Annotated in this window: 14 protein-coding genes; 4 read left to right on the top strand and 10 right to left on the bottom strand. The window is 56.6% G+C overall.

Features of this window, described 5'->3' with window-relative positions:
- Window positions 1–80: 80 nt before the first annotated feature.
- On the bottom strand, window positions 81–1,010 hold the full coding sequence (locus RISK_RS00815; RefSeq protein ID WP_236695918.1) for a hypothetical protein: 930 nt from the start codon (window positions 1,008–1,010) through the stop codon (window positions 81–83).
- A gap of 249 nt (window positions 1,011–1,259) precedes the next feature.
- Between RISK_RS00815 and RISK_RS00810 the strand changes: the two genes are divergently transcribed.
- Complete coding sequence (locus RISK_RS00810; protein WP_047812366.1) at window positions 1,260–1,694, top strand: hypothetical protein; 435 nt, start codon at window positions 1,260–1,262, stop codon at window positions 1,692–1,694.
- Between the two features lie 128 nt (window positions 1,695–1,822).
- The gene (locus RISK_RS00805) at window positions 1,823–2,536 is read left to right on the top strand and encodes a hypothetical protein (RefSeq protein WP_047812365.1); all 714 of its coding nucleotides are present in this window, start codon (window positions 1,823–1,825) and stop codon (window positions 2,534–2,536) included.
- Window positions 2,537–2,576: 40 nt separating this feature from the next.
- On the opposite strand, the gene RISK_RS00800 is transcribed toward RISK_RS00805, so the two are convergent.
- On the bottom strand, window positions 2,577–4,856 hold the full coding sequence (locus tag RISK_RS00800) for a serine/threonine protein kinase (protein WP_047812364.1): 2,280 nt from the start codon (window positions 4,854–4,856) through the stop codon (window positions 2,577–2,579).
- 148 nt (window positions 4,857–5,004) lie between these two features.
- Here RISK_RS00800 and RISK_RS00795 point away from each other — a divergent pair, with 148 nt between their 5' ends.
- Complete coding sequence (locus RISK_RS00795; protein WP_047812363.1) at window positions 5,005–5,658, top strand: RNA polymerase sigma factor; 654 nt, start codon at window positions 5,005–5,007, stop codon at window positions 5,656–5,658.
- 818 nt (window positions 5,659–6,476) lie between these two features.
- Here the strand turns inward: RISK_RS00795 and RISK_RS00790 are convergent.
- From RISK_RS00790 to RISK_RS00760, 8 genes are all read right to left on the bottom strand, one after another.
- Entirely contained in the window at window positions 6,477–6,779 is a 303-nt protein-coding gene (locus RISK_RS00790) for a hypothetical protein (protein ID WP_047812362.1), read from the bottom strand.
- On the bottom strand, window positions 6,776–6,967 hold the full coding sequence (locus RISK_RS33475) for an addiction module protein (protein WP_390173910.1): 192 nt from the start codon (window positions 6,965–6,967) through the stop codon (window positions 6,776–6,778). Before RISK_RS33475 ends, RISK_RS00790 begins: the two co-directional genes overlap by 4 nt.
- A 413-nt stretch (window positions 6,968–7,380) precedes the next feature.
- Window positions 7,381–8,541, bottom strand: coding sequence for a hypothetical protein (locus tag RISK_RS00785; protein WP_047812361.1), 1,161 nt, complete (start codon window positions 8,539–8,541; stop codon window positions 7,381–7,383).
- A gap of 489 nt (window positions 8,542–9,030) precedes the next feature.
- Window positions 9,031–9,516 (bottom strand): hypothetical protein, encoded by a 486-nt coding sequence (locus RISK_RS00780; protein ID WP_047812360.1) that lies wholly within the window; start codon window positions 9,514–9,516, stop codon window positions 9,031–9,033.
- A gap of 355 nt (window positions 9,517–9,871) precedes the next feature.
- Window positions 9,872–11,185, bottom strand: a complete 1,314-nt coding sequence (locus RISK_RS00775) for a hypothetical protein (RefSeq protein ID WP_047812359.1) — start codon at window positions 11,183–11,185, stop codon at window positions 9,872–9,874.
- Window positions 11,186–11,768: 583 nt separating this feature from the next.
- Window positions 11,769–12,470: a 3-keto-disaccharide hydrolase gene (locus tag RISK_RS00770; protein WP_047812416.1), complete on the bottom strand. Its 702-nt coding sequence runs from the start codon at window positions 12,468–12,470 to the stop codon at window positions 11,769–11,771.
- 86 nt (window positions 12,471–12,556) lie between these two features.
- Window positions 12,557–14,086, bottom strand: a complete 1,530-nt coding sequence (locus tag RISK_RS00765) for a PA14 domain-containing protein (protein ID WP_047812358.1) — start codon at window positions 14,084–14,086, stop codon at window positions 12,557–12,559.
- Between the two features lie 343 nt (window positions 14,087–14,429).
- Window positions 14,430–16,133, bottom strand: coding sequence for a B12-binding domain-containing radical SAM protein (locus tag RISK_RS00760; protein ID WP_047812357.1), 1,704 nt, complete (start codon window positions 16,131–16,133; stop codon window positions 14,430–14,432).
- A gap of 316 nt (window positions 16,134–16,449) precedes the next feature.
- On the opposite strand from RISK_RS00760, the gene RISK_RS00755 reads away from it, so the two are divergent.
- Window positions 16,450–16,839 carry a hypothetical protein gene (locus RISK_RS00755; protein WP_047812356.1) on the top strand — a complete coding sequence of 130 codons (390 nt, stop codon included), beginning with the start codon at window positions 16,450–16,452 and terminating at the stop codon, window positions 16,837–16,839.
- Window positions 16,840–18,164 lie beyond the last annotated feature (1,325 nt).

The following is an 18,164-nucleotide window of genomic DNA, read 5'->3' as shown; positions in this document are numbered from 1 at the left end:
GAATCACCCCATCAAATCAGGTGTGTGCGGAACAGGGAACAAGAGACCCAGCGGATTCTGTCGCCGGGTGTTACCGAAAATCATTTTTGACGCTTGAAATTCACTTGGACGGCTCCAATTTCCAGTTCGAACTGGTCGGCATCGCTCCAGGTCAGTGGAAAGACCAACGGTGCCCCCGTATCGGCTTGCAGCGAGAACTGGCCTTCTTTCAGGGAGTATTTCCCGGACGACACCGTCGACTTGGAATCTTTGACGTGCACCAACTGAAACGGCCCCGAACCATTCGAAGTCGCTTTCAACCCCATGGCGTAGGCCTCGCCGGAAACTGGAGTCGCCAGCCATTGCCCGACCAGAGAGAACTCAGCGGCTGCCGTCTTCACCGGGCTTTCCGATGCTTCCGCTTGAAATTGCGACCAGGCAGGTGATTTTTCCACCGCGAATTGGCTGAGCGATTGCAGCTTGGCCCGCAGCGACTCGGTGGTCAGCCCCACAGCGGACAGCGTTGAACGCAGCACCAACTGCCCCGGTTTGCCAGCCTCCGCCGATTCGCGGTTGACACCAAAGAAGGTTGCCGGGGTCGCTTGCCCGACTTCCATCAGCGACAGCCAGATCGCTCGCTCATTCTCAAGGGAAGCTTCGCCGAGCGTCACAAGCGCCATTTCAAAGACCACCTTTGGTGAATCGCCTTGGATGGTCATGCGAGTCGAAAGACTCCACTTGTCCGATTGGCTGACCAACCGAATCGCTCCCAATTCGCGAACGGCATCGTCATCGATCGCTTTCGCGAGCGGGAAGAGTTCGTCCAGGTCCTCGATCGCGTCGACTTTCGCAGCTTCGGCCTGGATCGTGAGAGTGGGCTTTTCGGACGCGGTGGTCAATTTCGAAGACGCGGTGGTGAAAACCGAGTCGATCGCAACCTTTGAGAACAGTTCGTCATCCGCCAAACCGCGGGCGGCGGGCAGAACAACGCACAACAGGGCCAGGCAAAGACTTCGGTGAGTGAGACGCATGGGTTCGCTCGTTTGTCAGAGGAAAGAAGGATCACGCACGCGTGTGGGCGATGCTTTCCAAGCGAAACCTCGGGTTCGTTGTTACAGATTCGATGTTTCAAAAACAAATTCGTTTTTTCCAGTAACAACTTCGGCCCTCGACCGCTTAGCCGTTCAGTCACAAGACGAACGACAGCGAACCGACGCGGCAAACTCGCTGGCGACTTTCTTCACCGCCGCAAAACAAACTTCCTGACTGGAAACAGAACGATGTCCACACGAACCCTGATCACCGCTGCTCTGGCCCTGACCTTCTGCTTGGCTGGCACCGCCGTCCAAGCCGACGACAACCTGCTCGCTCGCTTGGCCGCCGCCGAGAGCAACAACACAACCGACATGGAAACCGCCGACGCAGCCTCGGCGGACGACATGCAACTCGGATTGGCAGACGTCGAATCGCTGCTCAACGATGGCGAAGAGGGAGTGGATTCGGAAGAAGCGGTCGCTGCCTGCTATCGCCGCTTCCGTGGCAGCTACGGCCACCGCAGCTATGGTCACCGTGGCTACGGCTACCACAACCACTACAGCTCGTACTACAGCCCTTACAGCTACGCCTCTTACAGCTATGCCCCTGTCGTGCACTACAAACCTGTTGTGCACCACTACTACACCCCCGTCTACACCAGCTACTGGGGATGCTGGTGAACCACTTCACCTGGTGATCGTCTCGCCACACCGGATCACCACCAACGCACGGCATGCCCGGCACATCCCACCAGTGGATTGCCGGGCTTTTTCATGAATCATTTAAAACGTCTCCAAGGCACAATCCCATGTATCGCACAACCTTTTCCGTGAAGGCACTCAACACGGCCATCCTGTTCATCGCATTCGTGACCATCGGCATCGTCGCGTGCCAAGGCCAAGGCTTCCTCGTTCCAGATGACGAAATTGGCGACTTGGAAATCGTCGAGGTCAAACAACTCCCGGTCATCGATCCTTCCTGCGGCCCCCGTTTCGGAATCGTGATCGCCAACCAGAGCAACCGCTGCGTCGAGAACTTTCACGTCACCGCCATCGGATCGCTTGGCCACGCGATGCCACATTCACCACGCGTCACCGTGATCGCCAAACACATTCCCGCCAACGGAGCTCTGCAGGTGGAAGTCGCACTGCCCATCGAGACACTTGCCATGGGCAACCGCGGTGGGCTGATCATTGGGCTGCAACACCTGACCGTGCACATCGACAGCTGGGACGAATTCTTCGAATGCGACGAATTCAACAATCGCAAATGCTTCCCATTGGATTCCTTGCCAATCGAAACCATCGAGGCTGTGGCGGTCGAAACAACGATGGAAATCGCTCCCGCAGCAGCAACCCTCGAAACGACCGTGCAACCCAACGCTGGAATTCCGGCGAATGTTGCACCGCAGGCTGGCAAAATTGGTCCCCCCGCACCCGCCAACGCCGCCGTGAATCCCCAAGACCCACTGCGTTCGGCCATCGAACAAATCACACCCAACGCGAACATCCTTTCGCAGTGAATTGTTTCAACCGAACCTCCCTCGAGCCAACGGTCAGGCCTCAACGCGGCGTGGCCGTTGTTTCGTTGGACAACACCTCCGCCAGCACGGCCCAAGTCCGAACGATGATCCGGTAACTGGCAAACGCACCAAGCAGCCCAATCATGCCTGCGATGATTGCGATCAACAGATACTCCTTCGCTTGACCTTCCCCAAACACGATCAAGGCCGCTCCCATCAACGGGATGACCGCCGCGATCAACAAAAAGGATTCGCTGTCACCAATCATCTGCTGAGCATGACGTTCGAAGTTGGGATCCCGCATCGTCGGTCGAATCATCCTCGGGTAGTGCACACAGGTGGCGACCACGTTCAACGCAAACAGCGGGTACACCATCGCCACGCCACCACAAATCATCAGAGACGCAAAGAAGTGAATGGCCTGCCCATCCGTGAACTCGTCGAACCTGGCTTTCAACAACAGGGGGTAAACAATGCCAGCGATCAACCAACAGGTGCCTCCAATCGATGCGGCTCGATACCCCAACCGCAACATGGAATTGAGTTCGTCTTCGCCGACAGAATCACCTTGCTGCGATGCCTTCAACGCTCTCGCGGACGCTCGCGTGTAAACGACGATCAATCCCACCCCCAACGGAAACGCAACTGAATTGACCCAAATGGCAAACTCATCCAGGCTCGGCCGCATTCCCTCCGGCATGATCTCGCTGTGATTGTAAAAGTAATTGATGAATCCGGCCGCAATGTTGGGCAGCAAGATCGAAACCACGGAAAGCCACCACGGAGAAATCCTTCCCAACACGTGCGTCCACGAGCCCGCCTTGGGATCAAACAAACGAGCGGCTTCCGGATGCATTGCCAATCGCAGGCTACCGCCCATCGCCGTGCCGTTTTCAGGACGCCCCGCGGGATCCACCGACAACGCGGATCGCAACACGCTTTCCAAGACGCGTTCCGACGGTGTGTCCAATCGCTCGGGAATCAAAAACTCTCGCTGGCGGGCGGCGTGCTGTTCTTCCAACAACTCCGTCCAGGACGGCGTCCCGCCAGAACAATCAAACGGTCGTTTGCCTTGCCACAATTCCCACAACAGCACCGCCAACGAATACAAATCCGCCGCCTCACCCACGTCTTCAGGAATCCCCTTTCGCGTGATGCTCATCGCATCAAGATGCTCGGGAGCCATGTAACCGACCGAACCACCCAGCGAGGAGGCGGCTCCGGCACGACCGGAGGTCCCAGCCATCGACACATTGAAATCAGCGAGCTGTGGCAAACCTTCCGCGGTCAACAAAACGTTCGCCGGTTTGACATCGCGATGCAGGACACCGGCTTCATGCGCCGTGTGCAACGAGTCAGCCAACTGCAAACCAACCCAGGCGACCACCTTGGACCATTCGCAACCCGACAACCACGTCCGCGTGGTCGATCGATCCGGCACCACCTGTGCCGATTCGAGCAACGCCTGATCCACCGACTGCAGATAAACGTCGCCATCGCGGTTGACCAGCGGAACCGAGCGAGCCAAACGGACAACTTCCGACAACGTGCCGCCGGGATGGAACTGCATGTAGAGCAAGTACAACTCGGACAAGTTGCCATGCGCTTCGTCATCACGGACCGCCACCTGCCGCTGATCAAAGACTCGCACGATGTTGGGATGATCGAACTGCGCGAGTGCTTGAGGCTCGTCCCCCGTGTCGTTGGCAACTTTCAAAGCGACCAATCGCGACATCGAATTCTGGCGAGCAAGGTACACATGAGCGAACGCACCCTCTCCCAGTTTCTGAATGATCTCAAAATCATCCACCACCGCTCCCACCTTCAATTCCGTCGGCGGCCCACGGCGAGGCGTTTTCGCAATCGACGCGTGCTGCTCCGGCGACGAATCAAACAGCGGTTTCAACACCCGCTCCAAATGCGGGAACCGATCTTGGTAGTCCTCGTGCTCTGGGGTTTGCCCACATTCGCGGCGGAGCTGAATCTCTTCCATCACCAAGTCAAATGGCGCTGACTCCGCTGTGAACCATTCGGGAAACGCCTCAAAGTAGTCGTCCAGCCATCGCGGGCATTCGTTCTGAACGGCGATCGCCATGCTCATCTTCACCATTTCCACCAAGACGAAACGGCCCGATCGATCGCCCGCCTCGGCATCGCTCTGAACGCGTTCCGGGAGCAACTCCCAAACTCGCTGGGGAGTCCCACCGTCATCGTGTTCCGCCAAGCGTTCCAAGCACTCCAGCAGGATTTCATCCAAATCCAGCGTGGAATCCTCCGCGGTCGTTGAGGCACGGCGTTTGGAAGACAGTCGAGACGTCATGACGCGGAAGGGGTGTTTCGAGATTCATCGAACTGGAAAACATGACGGCACGCCCATGATAGCGATCCCCCCGGTAAGATGGCATGCACCGATCAGGTTGCCCTTTCTCGCCCGCCCGCCACTCGCTGGTTCTCCTTCGGTTCCCACGATGAACGACGAAAGCTCTCCCGACCCATCCAGCTCCCAGACGGACGATCCGCTGGTCCAGCGAATCCGCCAGCGAGACGTGGACGCGTTGGGCGAATACATCGCTCAGCACCGCGAGTCGTTGTTCCGGTTTGTGAAATCCATCACCGGCGAACACCTGCTGGCGATGGTCGAAGTCGACGATTTGATCCAAGAAATCGCCACGGCCGCCATTTCAGGTTTGCCGACCGCACCGCTGGACCAATACTCCGTGATGCAGTGGTTGCAACAACTCGCTCGCAGACGCGTGGTCGACGCCCACCGATTCCACTTCGATGCCAAACGCCGCGACGCGGGTCGGCAACAATCCATTCATGGCGGCGGTGCGTCGGGTGGTGATGACGGAGCCATGGGCATGGAACAAATGCTCGCCGCCAGCATGACCTCCCCCAGTGCCGTGGTCAGCCAAAACATTCGCCTCAACGCAATGTCCCAAGCCATCGGGCAACTGAGCGAAGAGCAGCAAACCGTGATCCGGCTACGTTACGTCGACGGCATGCCGACCAAACAGATCGCGGAACAACTCGGCAAAACCGACGTTTCCATCCGAGTCCTGCTGTCACGTAGCATGCGACAACTCGAAAAACAACTCGAAGCCAACCGCCCCACACGCTAAGCAACGCTCGATCCATCCGTGTCGGGCTGTCGTAATGGATGAGGCCACGAGTCCCTTTGAACTCATAAAGTGCCAGTCACTTTGTGGAGAGGGCTAGGGGCTTCGACGGGCTTGGAAGCCCATCGTACGGGGACGCGAGCCGGGGGGATCGTTCGGCGATTGGGCGGCAAGCACTTGTCGTCGCGCCGCGACTTGTTTTTTTGGGTGCCGGGGTGATCGAACAACCGCGGAGCGGTGACAGTTGTCAGCCTCGGGTTTCAACCCGAGGTCTCGATTCCTCCCCCCTTGCTCGACAAGCCGCGGAGCGGCGACAGGTGGCGAGCGATGAACTGGGGAGGATTGCAAATCTCAAGGTGAGCGAACTCATAAGGTGCCAGCCACTTTGTGGAGTGCTACGACAGTGGGTAACGCATGAACCTGCAAAGTCAAATGACCGAGCGAATCCGAACGTCTTCAGGAGGGGGAAGGGGGATGATATGTCGCGACGACAATTTCACGCCTCGAAACCACTGGGCAGTGAATCTCAATCGGTGCAATTCACGGCCGATTCAGTCCAACCAAAATCCGAGCACGTGGCCAACCACCGAAGAGTTGCACTTGGAACGAACCAGAGCCTTCTACCGGAGGGCAGGAATCAGAAGCAAAGTTCAAGTGAGAACAGGCGGGCCGTTCGGCGTTCATCCCCGGGCTTCTTGAACAGAGGACTTGAGCTTCGGCTAGACGACGCGTTTTGAACAACGACGAACGAAGAAAGCTGAAAAAGAAAGTGACTCAACCGTCGCATCCACGCGAAGTCAAATCCTTATTCGTTATCCGCGTCATGAAATACGGTTGCGCAATGACGCCTCGATTGCCTCAGGGAGTTGGCGATCACCGAACACGCCAAACACAACCACCTCGTCCTTGATCACATCGTAGTAAATCGAATACGGAAAGCGTTTGGAAACAGCGCGGAAGAAGCCAAATTTCGTCGAGTGAGTGCCGGCAAATACTTTCAGGGATTCGATGTCAGAAGCGAGGCAATCAACAAAATACGCACCGATTCCGCTCTCTCTCGATTCATAGAAATCTGCTCCACGCTCCAGGTCAAATTCCGCCTGTTCGTGCAGTCGGATTCTCAACCGTGCCGCTCCCGCAATCGCTTCTTAGCATCAGCCCAGTCAACGAGCTTTGCCGTCCCATCCTCCAGTGACGCTCGCCGCTCGGCGAGCACATCACCATGCCAACCGGGCGGTTCCGTACCCCCCGGAACCGAAGACAAGCGGTCCCAGATCAGCTGCAATGCTGCAATTTGCTCAGTTCGCGACATGCTGTCGACGAGAGTTTCAATTCCCATTTCAGTTCTCCCTGTCGCGCCATTTTAGCCAGGACCTCGCGAGATCGCAATCAAGCCCAATTTCAACCGGATAAGGACCAGGCGAACATCGCTCCAAACGCTTCACCAGCACGTCGCGAAAACGCTTCGCGTCTGATTCTCGCTCGCACGAACTCGTAAGGTGCCAGCCACTTTGTGAAGTGGGCCGGGGCGGACACTTCGTTGGGCGGACGATGGATTGGAAGCGGTTGCCCCGGTTTTCGATCTTTCCCACAGGCCTGGCTGACGACGTCGAGGACATTGGCCTGGTGGTGTTGCCGTACAAACGCAGCAGAGAAGAACAGTTGGTCTCAACTGTCCTGTCGGATCATGCACGAACGCGAGTTCGGCGGTTGCTTCGAGACTGCTTAGCTGAAGCAGGCGGCCGCTTGGACTTGACCGCGATGGTGGTGACGGCCGGTGCGTTCAGCGTCGGCTTTCAGCGATTCTGGGCGACCGACGCAACTCGACTTGCCGAAGTACTTCTGCCAATCCCACACCAAGTCTCGCCACATGGATGCGTCGATCCCAACTTCGGAAAGCGTCTTCGCGAGACGCTTGGGTAACTCCGCAACCTGACCGGCAACCGATTGGGCCGCTGTCCAGTCCAGCAGACGCTTGTAGTCGCACCAACGAATGTTCAGGAACCCACGGTCACTGCTGCGAAATCCTTTCGTGTGGACTTGCGGTTCAGTGGACAGTTGAGTTTCGCCCAGTGTCAGGGGGCTCAACCATCCATCACGCCGGATTCGTTTCCCTGTCGGATTGCGACGCTTCGCCTTGCGTTTTTGCTGGAGGACTTCGAGCGGCGTTTCTCGAATGTTGCGTCCGGCTTCTTCCGTTGGAATCGGCTTGAGATCAAACGCGGCGGAAGGGATTTGTTCGCCCTTGCGTGCTTCGATTCGGTCGTAGGCACTGGTGTGCAGACTGGACTCAGGGGACGCTGTCATTGCCGCACGGACTGGATTCAAATCGACGTACATACTGCACGCCAGCAAGCCTGCTTCATCGACAATTTTTTGAGCCTTGAAACGCCCCTCCCAAAACCTGCCGGTGCACTCGTCTTGTTTGTTCGCCATCCTGGCAATCGGTTCCGCCAAGGCTCTCATGAACCAAGAGATGTCCGACAGTCGAAGGCGAACTTCGGCCAATCGTTCTTTGTCCCGGACCAGCATCTGAACGTCGTTTTCAGTGGGCTCGGCCAAGTGTTCTTCAAGTCGTCGGCCAGGGAAGACACGCAGCCAGCGAATCGCCACTTCCTCATCGCTCCACTGGGCGCAGACGTCCGGGCGATTGCGGAGAATCTGATGAAGGTGATTGCTCATCACCGCGTAGGAAAGGACATCGACGGCGAACACCGAGGCGAGGGCTTCCATCCGCCGGCGAATCCATTCCTTGCGGAACGAGTAGTCCTTGCCTGTCGCGTGATCGACGCCTGCGAGGAAGGCTCGCCGCACACACCGCTGAACGACATGCACGATCCCAACTTCGCTTGCATCAAACTGTTCACATCGCTGAGGCCGCGGCATGGCAAAGCTCTCCCTCTCGGAACCGACTGACAAGACAACTGGATCCTACGCAGCGGCGGTTGGGAGTCAAGGTTTGGTGGGTGGCACCATCCGGCTCTTGAAAACAAATTGGCCATGAACGCCATAATGCGAACGGTTGCTGGAGCAGCGTCAGTCAACACTGCAAATTTGTTAAGTGCGAACGTAGTGCCGTATCCGGCGATCAGAAACAATCCAGCAGCGACGAACGGAACACTTGCGGCTTTGCCGGGATGAACGTTCAACGCCTTTGCTTGACGATAGAAGGCTGTCGTAGCAATCAAAGCTAGAATCACGATCAGCAACAAGGCATTATCGAAGGCATTGGGATCGAAGCGGAGTGATGATCTGTCGGGGAACGGTCGGGATCACCGGGTACGGGTGACACGGAGCGGAGGCGGTATAATGCCGAAGGCACACCGCCGTATCGCAGTGGCACACGTGCTCCGGTGCATCCCCCGGTTATCCGCTTTATGGTTTAGGTTCTCGCGAATGGCGGGACACGTAGAGCAACTGACTGTTACTGTTATAGAACATTATAGCAGTGGCGTCCCGATACCCAATTTGGCCCATGTATTCGTCGTCCTCCGAACTGCCAATCTCCGGAAAGCGATCATTTGGAAAGAGCTGTGCGAACCGATCACTGGTAATGGAAGGGCGATAGCTACATGAATCAACGATCTCGTCTAAATCCGATTTAGGCATCGAAAGTTTGGCATGAACGAAATAGCCATCGTTGAATGTGTCATGTTGACGGACAGCAAGCAATGCCGCGCGTCTTGGAATCGGCTGCCCCAAAGCCCACGTGACCCTTGCGGTCGGCGTTGAATTAGACGCAGCAAAAAGAAACAGCAGTCCGTAGCACGCCGCTGCAGTGACTATAGCGAAAGCTGGTGCTCCTCTCATTGCCAACCAATTGAAAGGCATCGTTGAAACAAACCCGATTGCAATCAACATTGGAAATCCAAGACATGACCAACCAGACGCGGAAATCCCCCACAAGAATGCACCCGGACGATAGTCCATGTTGGACATCCCAAGACCGGCCGAGGTCGCAAAAGCGACGGAGCCGATTGCCGTCAAAAGCCAAGCGTTGCGAGTGCTTCTAAGCATTGCATTCATTGGTTTGGATGGAGCGTCTTTTCACTAAGGCGTCATCTTAATCATCGCTGTATTGCGACGCTACGATTTGTGCGTTTTTAATCGGATAACGCACCCGATCACCGGGTAGGGGTGGCCGGAGCGAAGGCGGTAAAATGGCGAAGCCAACCGCCGTAGCGCAGGACACACCTACTCCGGTGCATCGGACTGGTTATGCCAGCAGGTGTTGCGGACCACCATCTTCACCATCCTCGTCGGTCTCAGTGCGACTATCAGGATCGACGCTGGCTTCTTCTGCTGTCTTATCTTCAGTTACAGTAAATTCGTCGCCGTAGATTTCCTTGTAGGTATCTCGAAACTCTTCGGTCTCACGAAAAGATCTAAACAGCGGCCAACTACCGTATGCTATTGGGTGCACAAGTTCGTGATCGGGCCCAATCCTCCGCATAACCGCAGTTGCGGTCTCGAGGTCATCGCTAAGAACGGCAACCGCTAGTGCAAAGGGGTCACCGCAGTCAGACCAGTCCTCGGTATCGAGCGGCCAAGGCGCGCTCTCGATACCCCCGAACTTCACTGCAATGGCTCGATTTATAACCAGCATACGGCGACGAAAGGCTGAACTGTGGCGTGGCTGGCCGGTCGTAGCAAAAACCAGCAACTCATGAGCCAGGTTGTAACGCTCAGTTTCGAGCAACTGATAGCAAGTGCTGTTAAGCGAGTCATCAGCAGACTGCAGGTCGCCCGGCGAAAGCTTACGCCAAATCGTGTGAGCCAACTTGACGGCAATTTCATAGAGGCAGTCAAAAGCCTTCTCAAAATAAGCAGGGCCAACGTGCAGTCGTTTGCCCAGCAAGTTTTCCTTTAACTCCACCCCAGCGTCCGCACATACCTTCAAGTACTGGCGCGAGACTATCCCGTCAGCATGAACGAAGAGATTGCGACGCTGCGTCAATTCCACGAAAGTTGACCACGAATCAAGGCCTTTACGAAGGGGAATTGCGAGACGCTTCTCAAGATACTCAAACTGCTCCGTGTGGCTCTTTCGGAGGACCGACTCAATCTCCGCTGAGACCATGTGTTCGCGAGCAGCCTCGATTGACCCGAAGCTAACTAACTCCGAGAACGAAAAAGTGCGTTCGGACGCGTTAAGCTGATCCGGTGTCAGGAGGTACACGGAACGCAGCAACCGCCCGAGAAATGCATCGTACGTACTAACCATTGCAACAAGCAATGCGCGAGGGGTCTGAAAAAGGGCGCTTCGCAGGGCTGCGTCTCGTCGCCGAAGTTCACGAAACTCCTTGTCTGAAGCAAAGGGCACGTGAAAGACCGGGGAAGAATCCTCCTCGCTCGCCTCCTTTTTAAACGGCTCCGAGAAATCCTCGAACTTGGTACGCGTCTTAGCCGAAGCAGCCTGAACTATCGGGCACGCAATCTGCACTGCATGATTCACACCCTCGAGATCGTGCAGGAACTCGGCAACCGCGTTGTGGATCATTGATTTTGGCTGACTACTTTCGCTGCTCATGCAGGAGGACTTTCAGGCATAACAATAGATTCAACCCTACTCAGTAGGTCGTATTCGGGAAATTGCATGATACGGGGTAAGTGAGTTGGGGTGTTTGACCAATATCACTCAACTCACTCCCGTGCTCAAAATCTTACCTGCTGCGTGTTGCTGCGGCAATGTTGCCACTCCTGGAAGTCGTTCTGACGACACCAGCGGGCTTTGAGGTGGACGTGGCATCGGCGGACGATGTCAGCAAAAGTGACCGAATACGGTTTCTGAAATGGCTTCGGCGGTACGCACACACGCATCCCAAGGGGCTGACGAAGGAACTGCCCGTGAATCGCGAGACGGTCCTGCGATTTTCGCGTCCTTCATGGAGGTTGGGGCGACTTTCGCGTCCTGCATTGCTCCCTGGCCACGGAGAACGCGTTTGTACGGTGGGGGAAGCGGTAGGAGGAGGGAAGAGGAAGGGGGGGAGAGAGACGCAAGAAACAGCCGTCGGTAACTCGTGCGGTTACCGACGGCTGCTGTGGTTGTGAGTCCTTTCAGGATGATCGTCGCAGGGCACCGCAATGATACCGGTGGCGAGGAGTGAATTGGCCTACAGTCGGCGAATGCGGATGTTCCGATACGAAACTTCGTCGTTGTGATCCTGCAAACAAATGTGACCTTCGGTGGGCTCACCAAAGCCTTCCCACTTGCCGAACTTGGATTTGGCGACACGTTCGTTCCAGTCATCACTGCCTTTGACGAACTCACAGTAGAGCACTCCATTGACCGCAATCTCGCATTTCTCAGGGGTGATCAACACTCGCAAATGATTCCACTCGCCAACGGGTTTCGTGGCGTCCGTGTCGGAGGAATACAGCTGGTACAGCCAACCACATTTCTGTGGATCGTGGCCGCCCTTGTGGTCTTGGATCTGAATTTCGGGGCCGGTGTAGTAGGGTGGTTTTTTGGTTTCGACGACATGAAACATGACGCCGCTGTTCGCAGCAGGGGTGACCTTGAAGTCGAGCTCCAACTCAAAGGCAGCGAACTTTTCTTTCGTGATGATGTTTTCACCACGGGCGGCGTCGCCTTGGTCCTTGCGTGAAATGCAGGTCAACGCGTCGCCGTCGACCTTCCAGCCGGTCGTCACCGAATCGCGATTGTATTCGCGCCAGGCGTCCAAGTTGCTGCCATCAAAAAGCGTTTCCCACTCCCCGGCTTTCGCCGTGGCATCCTCTGCACGAGCGGTCTGGGGTGCGTGAACAAGGGTGGAGAGAGACAGGATCGCGGAAGCGAAGAGCAAGGTTTTCATCGGCAATTCGGGGGTGGGAAAGTGTGATGGGAACAAGGGGCAGGAAAAACCGCTTGGCTGCTCAAACAGAGCAGCTCGCAAAGATTTTACTCGCTCGCAGCGTCGGATGTTGGTTCCGCGGTTGGCTCAGGGACAGGCACGCGAAAGAACTGCAAATCAAGAGGCATTGCTTCCGCCTGAGAGTCCAATTCCTCGGACGAATCACCTTCGGAGGCATCCACTCGGGTCAATCCTGCCGTCAAGGTTTGGTCTCCTCCGCCCTCGAAATATTCGATTCGAATGGGGTGCAGACCAGCATTGGCTCGAACCAAGCGACTGACGGTCATGGGCGGATGATTGCCATCGTGGTCCAGGAGGAGCTGGTCATGCAGAAAGACTCGGCTGCCATCATCCGAGGTGATTTCAAAGCGATACAGCCCGTCCTCGGGAACATGGATCATCGCATCCATGATCAACGCGAAATCGTCTCGCTGGTCCCCTTGAATCGCTTCCAAGTCCAATGCATCCACCTGCCCGACTCGAGCCACTTCCATCGCTTCAAAATCAGGCAATTTTTTGAACTTGCCCAAGTACATCCGATAGTCCAGACCAGGCTCCTGATCGTCCAGTTGGACACCTTCCAGCGCTGGCACCGGAACCGTTTGAATCGAAATCGGCAACGCGGAACCATTTCGGCTTGCGAGCACCTCCACTTCCTCGGATTCTCTCAGCACCTGATCCAGTGCCAACGTCCACTGGGCCGCGTTGCGGACTCGAGCACCACCGACGGACTCGATCACGTCCCCCGCGAGGATTCCGGCGACTTCGGCGGGGGACTCCTTTTCGACGGATGCGACGAGGGCAGCTTCGGCAAGTGGATTGAGCGTCATGCCCACCCAGCGATCGTGACGCAGTTCCGGCTCGACAATCCGTCCGATCAACTTGCGAACTCGATCGATCGGAATCGCAAAGCTTGCGTTCTGCTCGTCGGGATTCACACGCGAAACGATCCCGATGATCTTGCCTTCCATGTTGACCAACGGACCGCCTGAGTTGCCACGATTGCTGGCTGCGTCGAATCGCAAGTAATCGTCTCGTGCGAGCAAGTTGTACTTCGTCGCGACCAAGGCGTTGGGCATGTCCAAGTAGGTTTTCTTGGAGCTGATGATGCCGGACGTGATTGTGATCCCGCGACCACCGGGGTTGCCCGCGACGACGACCGCCTCGCCGTTGTGCACGTCATTGCTGTGTCCGAGAGGTACGACGGGCAAGCGTCCTTTGACGTGAAGGATTCGGACGATGGCAATGTCCTTTTCAGGCAGTCTCGCCACGACCTCAAAGCGTCCCGCCATCTTGCCGAGCACGACATAGCCTTCGTCGCTCGACAGGACATGGTCGTTGGTCAGGACGTAGCCCGAGGAGTGGATGATGGTTCCACTGCCCGTGTTGAAGTGCCCTGGTTCTTCGCCTTCCAAAAACAGACCGACGACCGCAGGTTCCACCTTGGCGATGACATCCACCAACGGAGACCAACGTGGGGATCGAGGGTCGAGTCGCACCGGCTCATCGGCCGAAACCAGTTGTCCGGGCAGTGGCAAAGTCACCAACGCAGATAGAACGATCCAGGAAAGTCGCATGAGCATGGTCGAGGAGAAGGTCAGAAGCGTGAAAACCCACAACCTACTGCCACCGGAACAAGTTGACCATGCTCGGTGGACACCTGGCTCGCTACGTCTTGCGAACCCCGCCCGCGGCAGAAGACTGCGCGACCACCGTAGGCCGGATGAAGGAGGCTTTGCGATGCACATCCGGCAATGACTCATCTGAAAAGGTCGGCTCATCTGCCGGAGCGGCGCCGAAGCGGCTTGATCCGGCCTACTTGAGCAGGGAGACGACCGAAACGAGTCGGCACCAATTCCCAAACGGCTCGCGGGAATCACCCCAAACATTCCTGCCTCACCGCTCAAGGCGAGCAGTTGCTCAGCTGGATGAACCGACCTCGACCACCGGCAGACCGGGCGACGCAACGACGCCAACGTTTCCCGCCGGTTGCAGTTCTGGAACGGGATGGCAGCTCGCCTTCTCTGCGGCAGGTTGGTCGGAACGCATCGCCTTGCCATAGCTGGAGACAAACTTGGAGGGATCGTCAATCATCTCCGTCGTCATTCGGTGGTGGTGGTAGTGCATCGCGCATTTCAGCACATAGAAGAAATAGATATCCGGGGACGTGAACCTCTTCCGGACCGCCCCCCAGATCTGACGTCGGTAGGTTCGACGCAGGTCAGCATCGGGGATCTTCCACATCAACCGGATGAACATGGCCACAAATCCCGCCGTGAAGATGGCGAACTGCTTGCGACGCTGCCATGGATGCTGCTGGAAGTAGTCCGTGTTCAGAGCACGAAACTCAAATCGGTCTCGCACAAACAGCTGATCCAAGCGATCGAAGTAGACGTCTGGCTCATACGCGTTTCGCATCGTCTCCAAGTACCCCTGCAGCAATTCGTCACGTGTCATGCCTTTGGGGATGACGTTGGTGCCAAAGTGATGTTCGTCGGCCAAGTCCAACCTTCCCTCTTCCAACAACCGGGCGTGCAAGGGGGTTTTGGGGATGGCATGCAGGAGACCGACCATGGCATGCGCGATCCGGGAATCCTTCAGAAACTTTTGCTGAGTGGCAAAGATCGCGGACGTGTCATTGTCAAAACCAACGATCAATCCACACCACACCTCCAACCCAAAGTCCTGGATCCGGTGGACCTTGTCCAGCATCGTGCCTCCGCGACTGCGGACGTTTTGGTACTTCTTGGTTTCTTTGAGTGACTCCTCATCAGGGCTTTCCAGTCCGATGAACACGGACTGAATGTTGGCCTCGGCCATCAGCTCCATCAGTTCATCGTCTTCGCACAAATCCAAGGACGCTTCGGTGCTGAACACGATGGGGTAGCCGTGTTTTTGCTGCCACGCTGCGACTTCGCGAAGGACGGGTTTGATCGCAGCCTTGTTGCCAATGAGGTTGTCATCGACGATGAAAACGATGTGCATCCCCTGTCCAAGCAAGCTGTCCAGCTCGGCGGTCACTTGCGACGCCTGTTTGATGCGGGGGCGACGACCAAAGGTGACAATGATGTCGCAGAACTCGCACTGAAACGGACAGCCCCGCGAAATCTGCAGGCTGCCGACCAGGTAGTGTTTGTTTTTCAGAAGATCGTGACGCGGCGTGGGGACGGTCGCCATCTCCGTCTTCTCAGTTTGCTCGTACCGGTGCTGATGCTCGTCATCTTGCCATTCCTTCAGGAACCGAGGCCAAGTGTCTTCGGCTTCGCCTATGAAAATGACATCGGCGCGATCGCCGAAGTAATCTTCTTCGACCGTCACCCAGGGTCCACCGATGACAACGAAACACCCCCGGTCCTTCAATTCAGAGACGATCGAATCCATCCGAAATCGCTGCACGCTCATGCCCGTGAGCGCGACGATGTCGAAGGTTTCCAATTCTTCAAAATCCAGCGTTTCGACATTCTCATCGAACAAGACGACTTCATGTTCAGGCGGTGTCAGAGCGGCCAACAATGGCAGACTGGCAACTGGCATGTTGGCCTTTTTGCCAAACAGTGGCTGCGAATACTCCAGCCCCCAATAGGAGACTTCAAAGGCAGGGTTGATGATCGCGATCCGTGACATGTTCGCACCTTTGAGTTTCCAAATGAGTGGTCGTCCGGCGCTCATCATACCGCGCACACCCCGCCAGGGGGTCCCGTAGCATCCTTCCGGGATTCCAGGTGCACAGAGTTCCTTCGCAGGCGTCCCCCGTCGCTGGATGACGCCGACCACAACCTGGCAATCCCGTCACCCAAAATGCGCTCGCACGACAAGCGAGAACGGAGCCTCGTCATGGAATCGAGCTCCGCACGCCGATTGTTGCGCCCCGATCGCCCCGAGATGGAACCTGGGAAAGGAAGGACGTTCACCGAGCCTTCCTCACGACCACGCCACGACCATGTATCAACACGATTGGATCCTCGATTTGGCTGACCGCTTGTCAGACGGCCCCGACGGTGGGCCGATCACACGGCGGGTCGTGGGAGTGGGCATCGCAGCAGTGGTTTGTCTCCACGGACTGCGATGCTGCCTCGTTCAGCGAGCAACCACGATCAACCTTGCCCACCGAGGGCAAATGTCCCCCATGTTCTGGAAGGAATACAACGGCACGCCCGCAATCACGTTTGGAGTGCTGCTGATCTGCGTGAGCCTGTTCATTCATTTCCGCTGGTACTGGGGCAATCACAAACGTTTGCAGTACCACTACGAGATTCCGACTGCGATCTCGATTGTCGCGTCGATCGTCGCGATGACGGTGCACTTCTGGACGGTTTGGAAGTGGACTTGAGCGTCTTCACGTTTCCATACGATGAGCTTCGAAGACGGGTAGCCAAGCCCATCGACCACACCCAGTGAAAAGATAGGAACGACGCAGCATCTCCACGACGGCCCCATCCGGGGCGGTGTAGCGTGATGGCGATGTGCGACAGATGCGTTTGATGACAGGCACGAAAAAAGCGACCCTCATTGAATGAAGGTCGCTTTGACGGAGTCTTGTTTGGAACTTGCTAAGCAGGTCGGCAGGACTTGTTTTTAGGGCAGTGGACGAGGCCACGAGTCCTGAACCGGCGTCAAATCCAAGGACTCGTGGCCTCGTCCACTACGATCAACCCTCACTTTTAACTTTGACGGACCACTACTCTGTCTCCGTCCAACGACCTGCAGCCAACTGAACCCCTTCAGTCGCCCCGCTCCAACTCCATCCAATCCTGTAGCCGACTGAGGCCCTCAGTCGGCCCAAACGCAACTCCTCAGCTTCCCCGTCCTGCATCAACCGATCCAACGGACTGACCACCTTCGCCTCGTGCGGATTTCGCACGTGCGTGTAGATCTCCGTCGTCTTCACATCGTTGTGCCCCAGCAACTGCTTCGATCTTCGCCCAACGTTGCTTCTGCTCAGCGCTCGCAGGCTTCGAATACATCCCCATCCAAACTCAGCTCCCGCACGTCAACCGTGCCATCCAATTCGCGGCCTCCAACCTGCCACCTCAGCAAGTCGCTCAACCCGTCGTTTGCAACCCAAATGGCTTAGGCTTCCAGCCTGAGAATCCTCCCTCCCAACCCGCTGCACAAGCGACGCGTGAACAACAAGTCACAATGTTAGCGGTGTGGCGCAAGCCGCCCGGTGAGGAACCGGAGGGCTTGCGCCCTTCCGCTACGTCACTTGTTGTTCACGTGGTTCTAAGCAAGGCCTCACAGCATCTCCTCCTCCTGCCTCCTCCTGCCGATCAAACATAAAACTCTTCCAAAACGCTCAAACGCAACGCCTGGGCTGATAAAAATGAGATCAACCAGGCGGTTTGGGCGGTTTCCGACGAATGGTATTGATACGGCGTTTGTCGCGATTGAAAAAGTGAAAGTGCAAATTGACAATTGTAAAACGCCGGAATGCGTGGATGAAATCGCATCAATTTGCATTTTCCAATTGTCAATTTAACTTTTTCAATGAGTTGCATTCGGTTCGCGCACTGACCACCCTGCCAAGAATTCGGACCACCACCGCCCCTCCGTCCCAACCCGCCGCATCAACTCCCCCGCACTGCCCCCATCAACGCTGAAAGCGTTTCATCTCACCCGCCAGCCCTGAAACAGTTGCACCAGCCAGCTTGATCC

This window comes from Rhodopirellula islandica, from assembly GCF_001027925.1.
Lineage (GTDB): Bacteria > Planctomycetota > Planctomycetia > Pirellulales > Pirellulaceae > Rhodopirellula > Rhodopirellula islandica.
Note: the sequence above shows the minus strand (reverse complement) of the source record. Positions and strands in the feature narration are given on the sequence as shown.

Coding starts and splice junctions, on each gene's coding strand:
- RISK_RS00775 (WP_047812359.1), bottom strand. CDS start 11,185: ATGAGCAGCGAAAGTAGTCAGCCAAAATCAATGATCCACAACGCGGTT.
- RISK_RS00765 (WP_047812358.1), bottom strand. CDS start 14,086: ATGCGACTTTCCTGGATCGTTCTATCTGCGTTGGTGACTTTGCCACTG.
- RISK_RS00770 (WP_047812416.1), bottom strand. CDS start 12,470: ATGAAAACCTTGCTCTTCGCTTCCGCGATCCTGTCTCTCTCCACCCTT.
- RISK_RS00800 (WP_047812364.1), bottom strand. CDS start 4,856: ATGACGTCTCGACTGTCTTCCAAACGCCGTGCCTCAACGACCGCGGAG.
- RISK_RS00755 (WP_047812356.1), top strand. CDS start 16,450: ATGTATCAACACGATTGGATCCTCGATTTGGCTGACCGCTTGTCAGAC.
- RISK_RS00785 (WP_047812361.1), bottom strand. CDS start 8,541: ATGCCGCGGCCTCAGCGATGTGAACAGTTTGATGCAAGCGAAGTTGGG.
- RISK_RS00810 (WP_047812366.1), top strand. CDS start 1,260: ATGTCCACACGAACCCTGATCACCGCTGCTCTGGCCCTGACCTTCTGC.
- RISK_RS00760 (WP_047812357.1), bottom strand. CDS start 16,133: ATGTCACGGATCGCGATCATCAACCCTGCCTTTGAAGTCTCCTATTGG.
- RISK_RS00780 (WP_047812360.1), bottom strand. CDS start 9,516: ATGTTGATTGCAATCGGGTTTGTTTCAACGATGCCTTTCAATTGGTTG.
- RISK_RS00805 (WP_047812365.1), top strand. CDS start 1,823: ATGTATCGCACAACCTTTTCCGTGAAGGCACTCAACACGGCCATCCTG.
- RISK_RS00815 (WP_236695918.1), bottom strand. CDS start 1,010: ATGCGTCTCACTCACCGAAGTCTTTGCCTGGCCCTGTTGTGCGTTGTT.
- RISK_RS00795 (WP_047812363.1), top strand. CDS start 5,005: ATGAACGACGAAAGCTCTCCCGACCCATCCAGCTCCCAGACGGACGAT.
- RISK_RS33475 (WP_390173910.1), bottom strand. CDS start 6,967: ATGTCGCGAACTGAGCAAATTGCAGCATTGCAGCTGATCTGGGACCGC.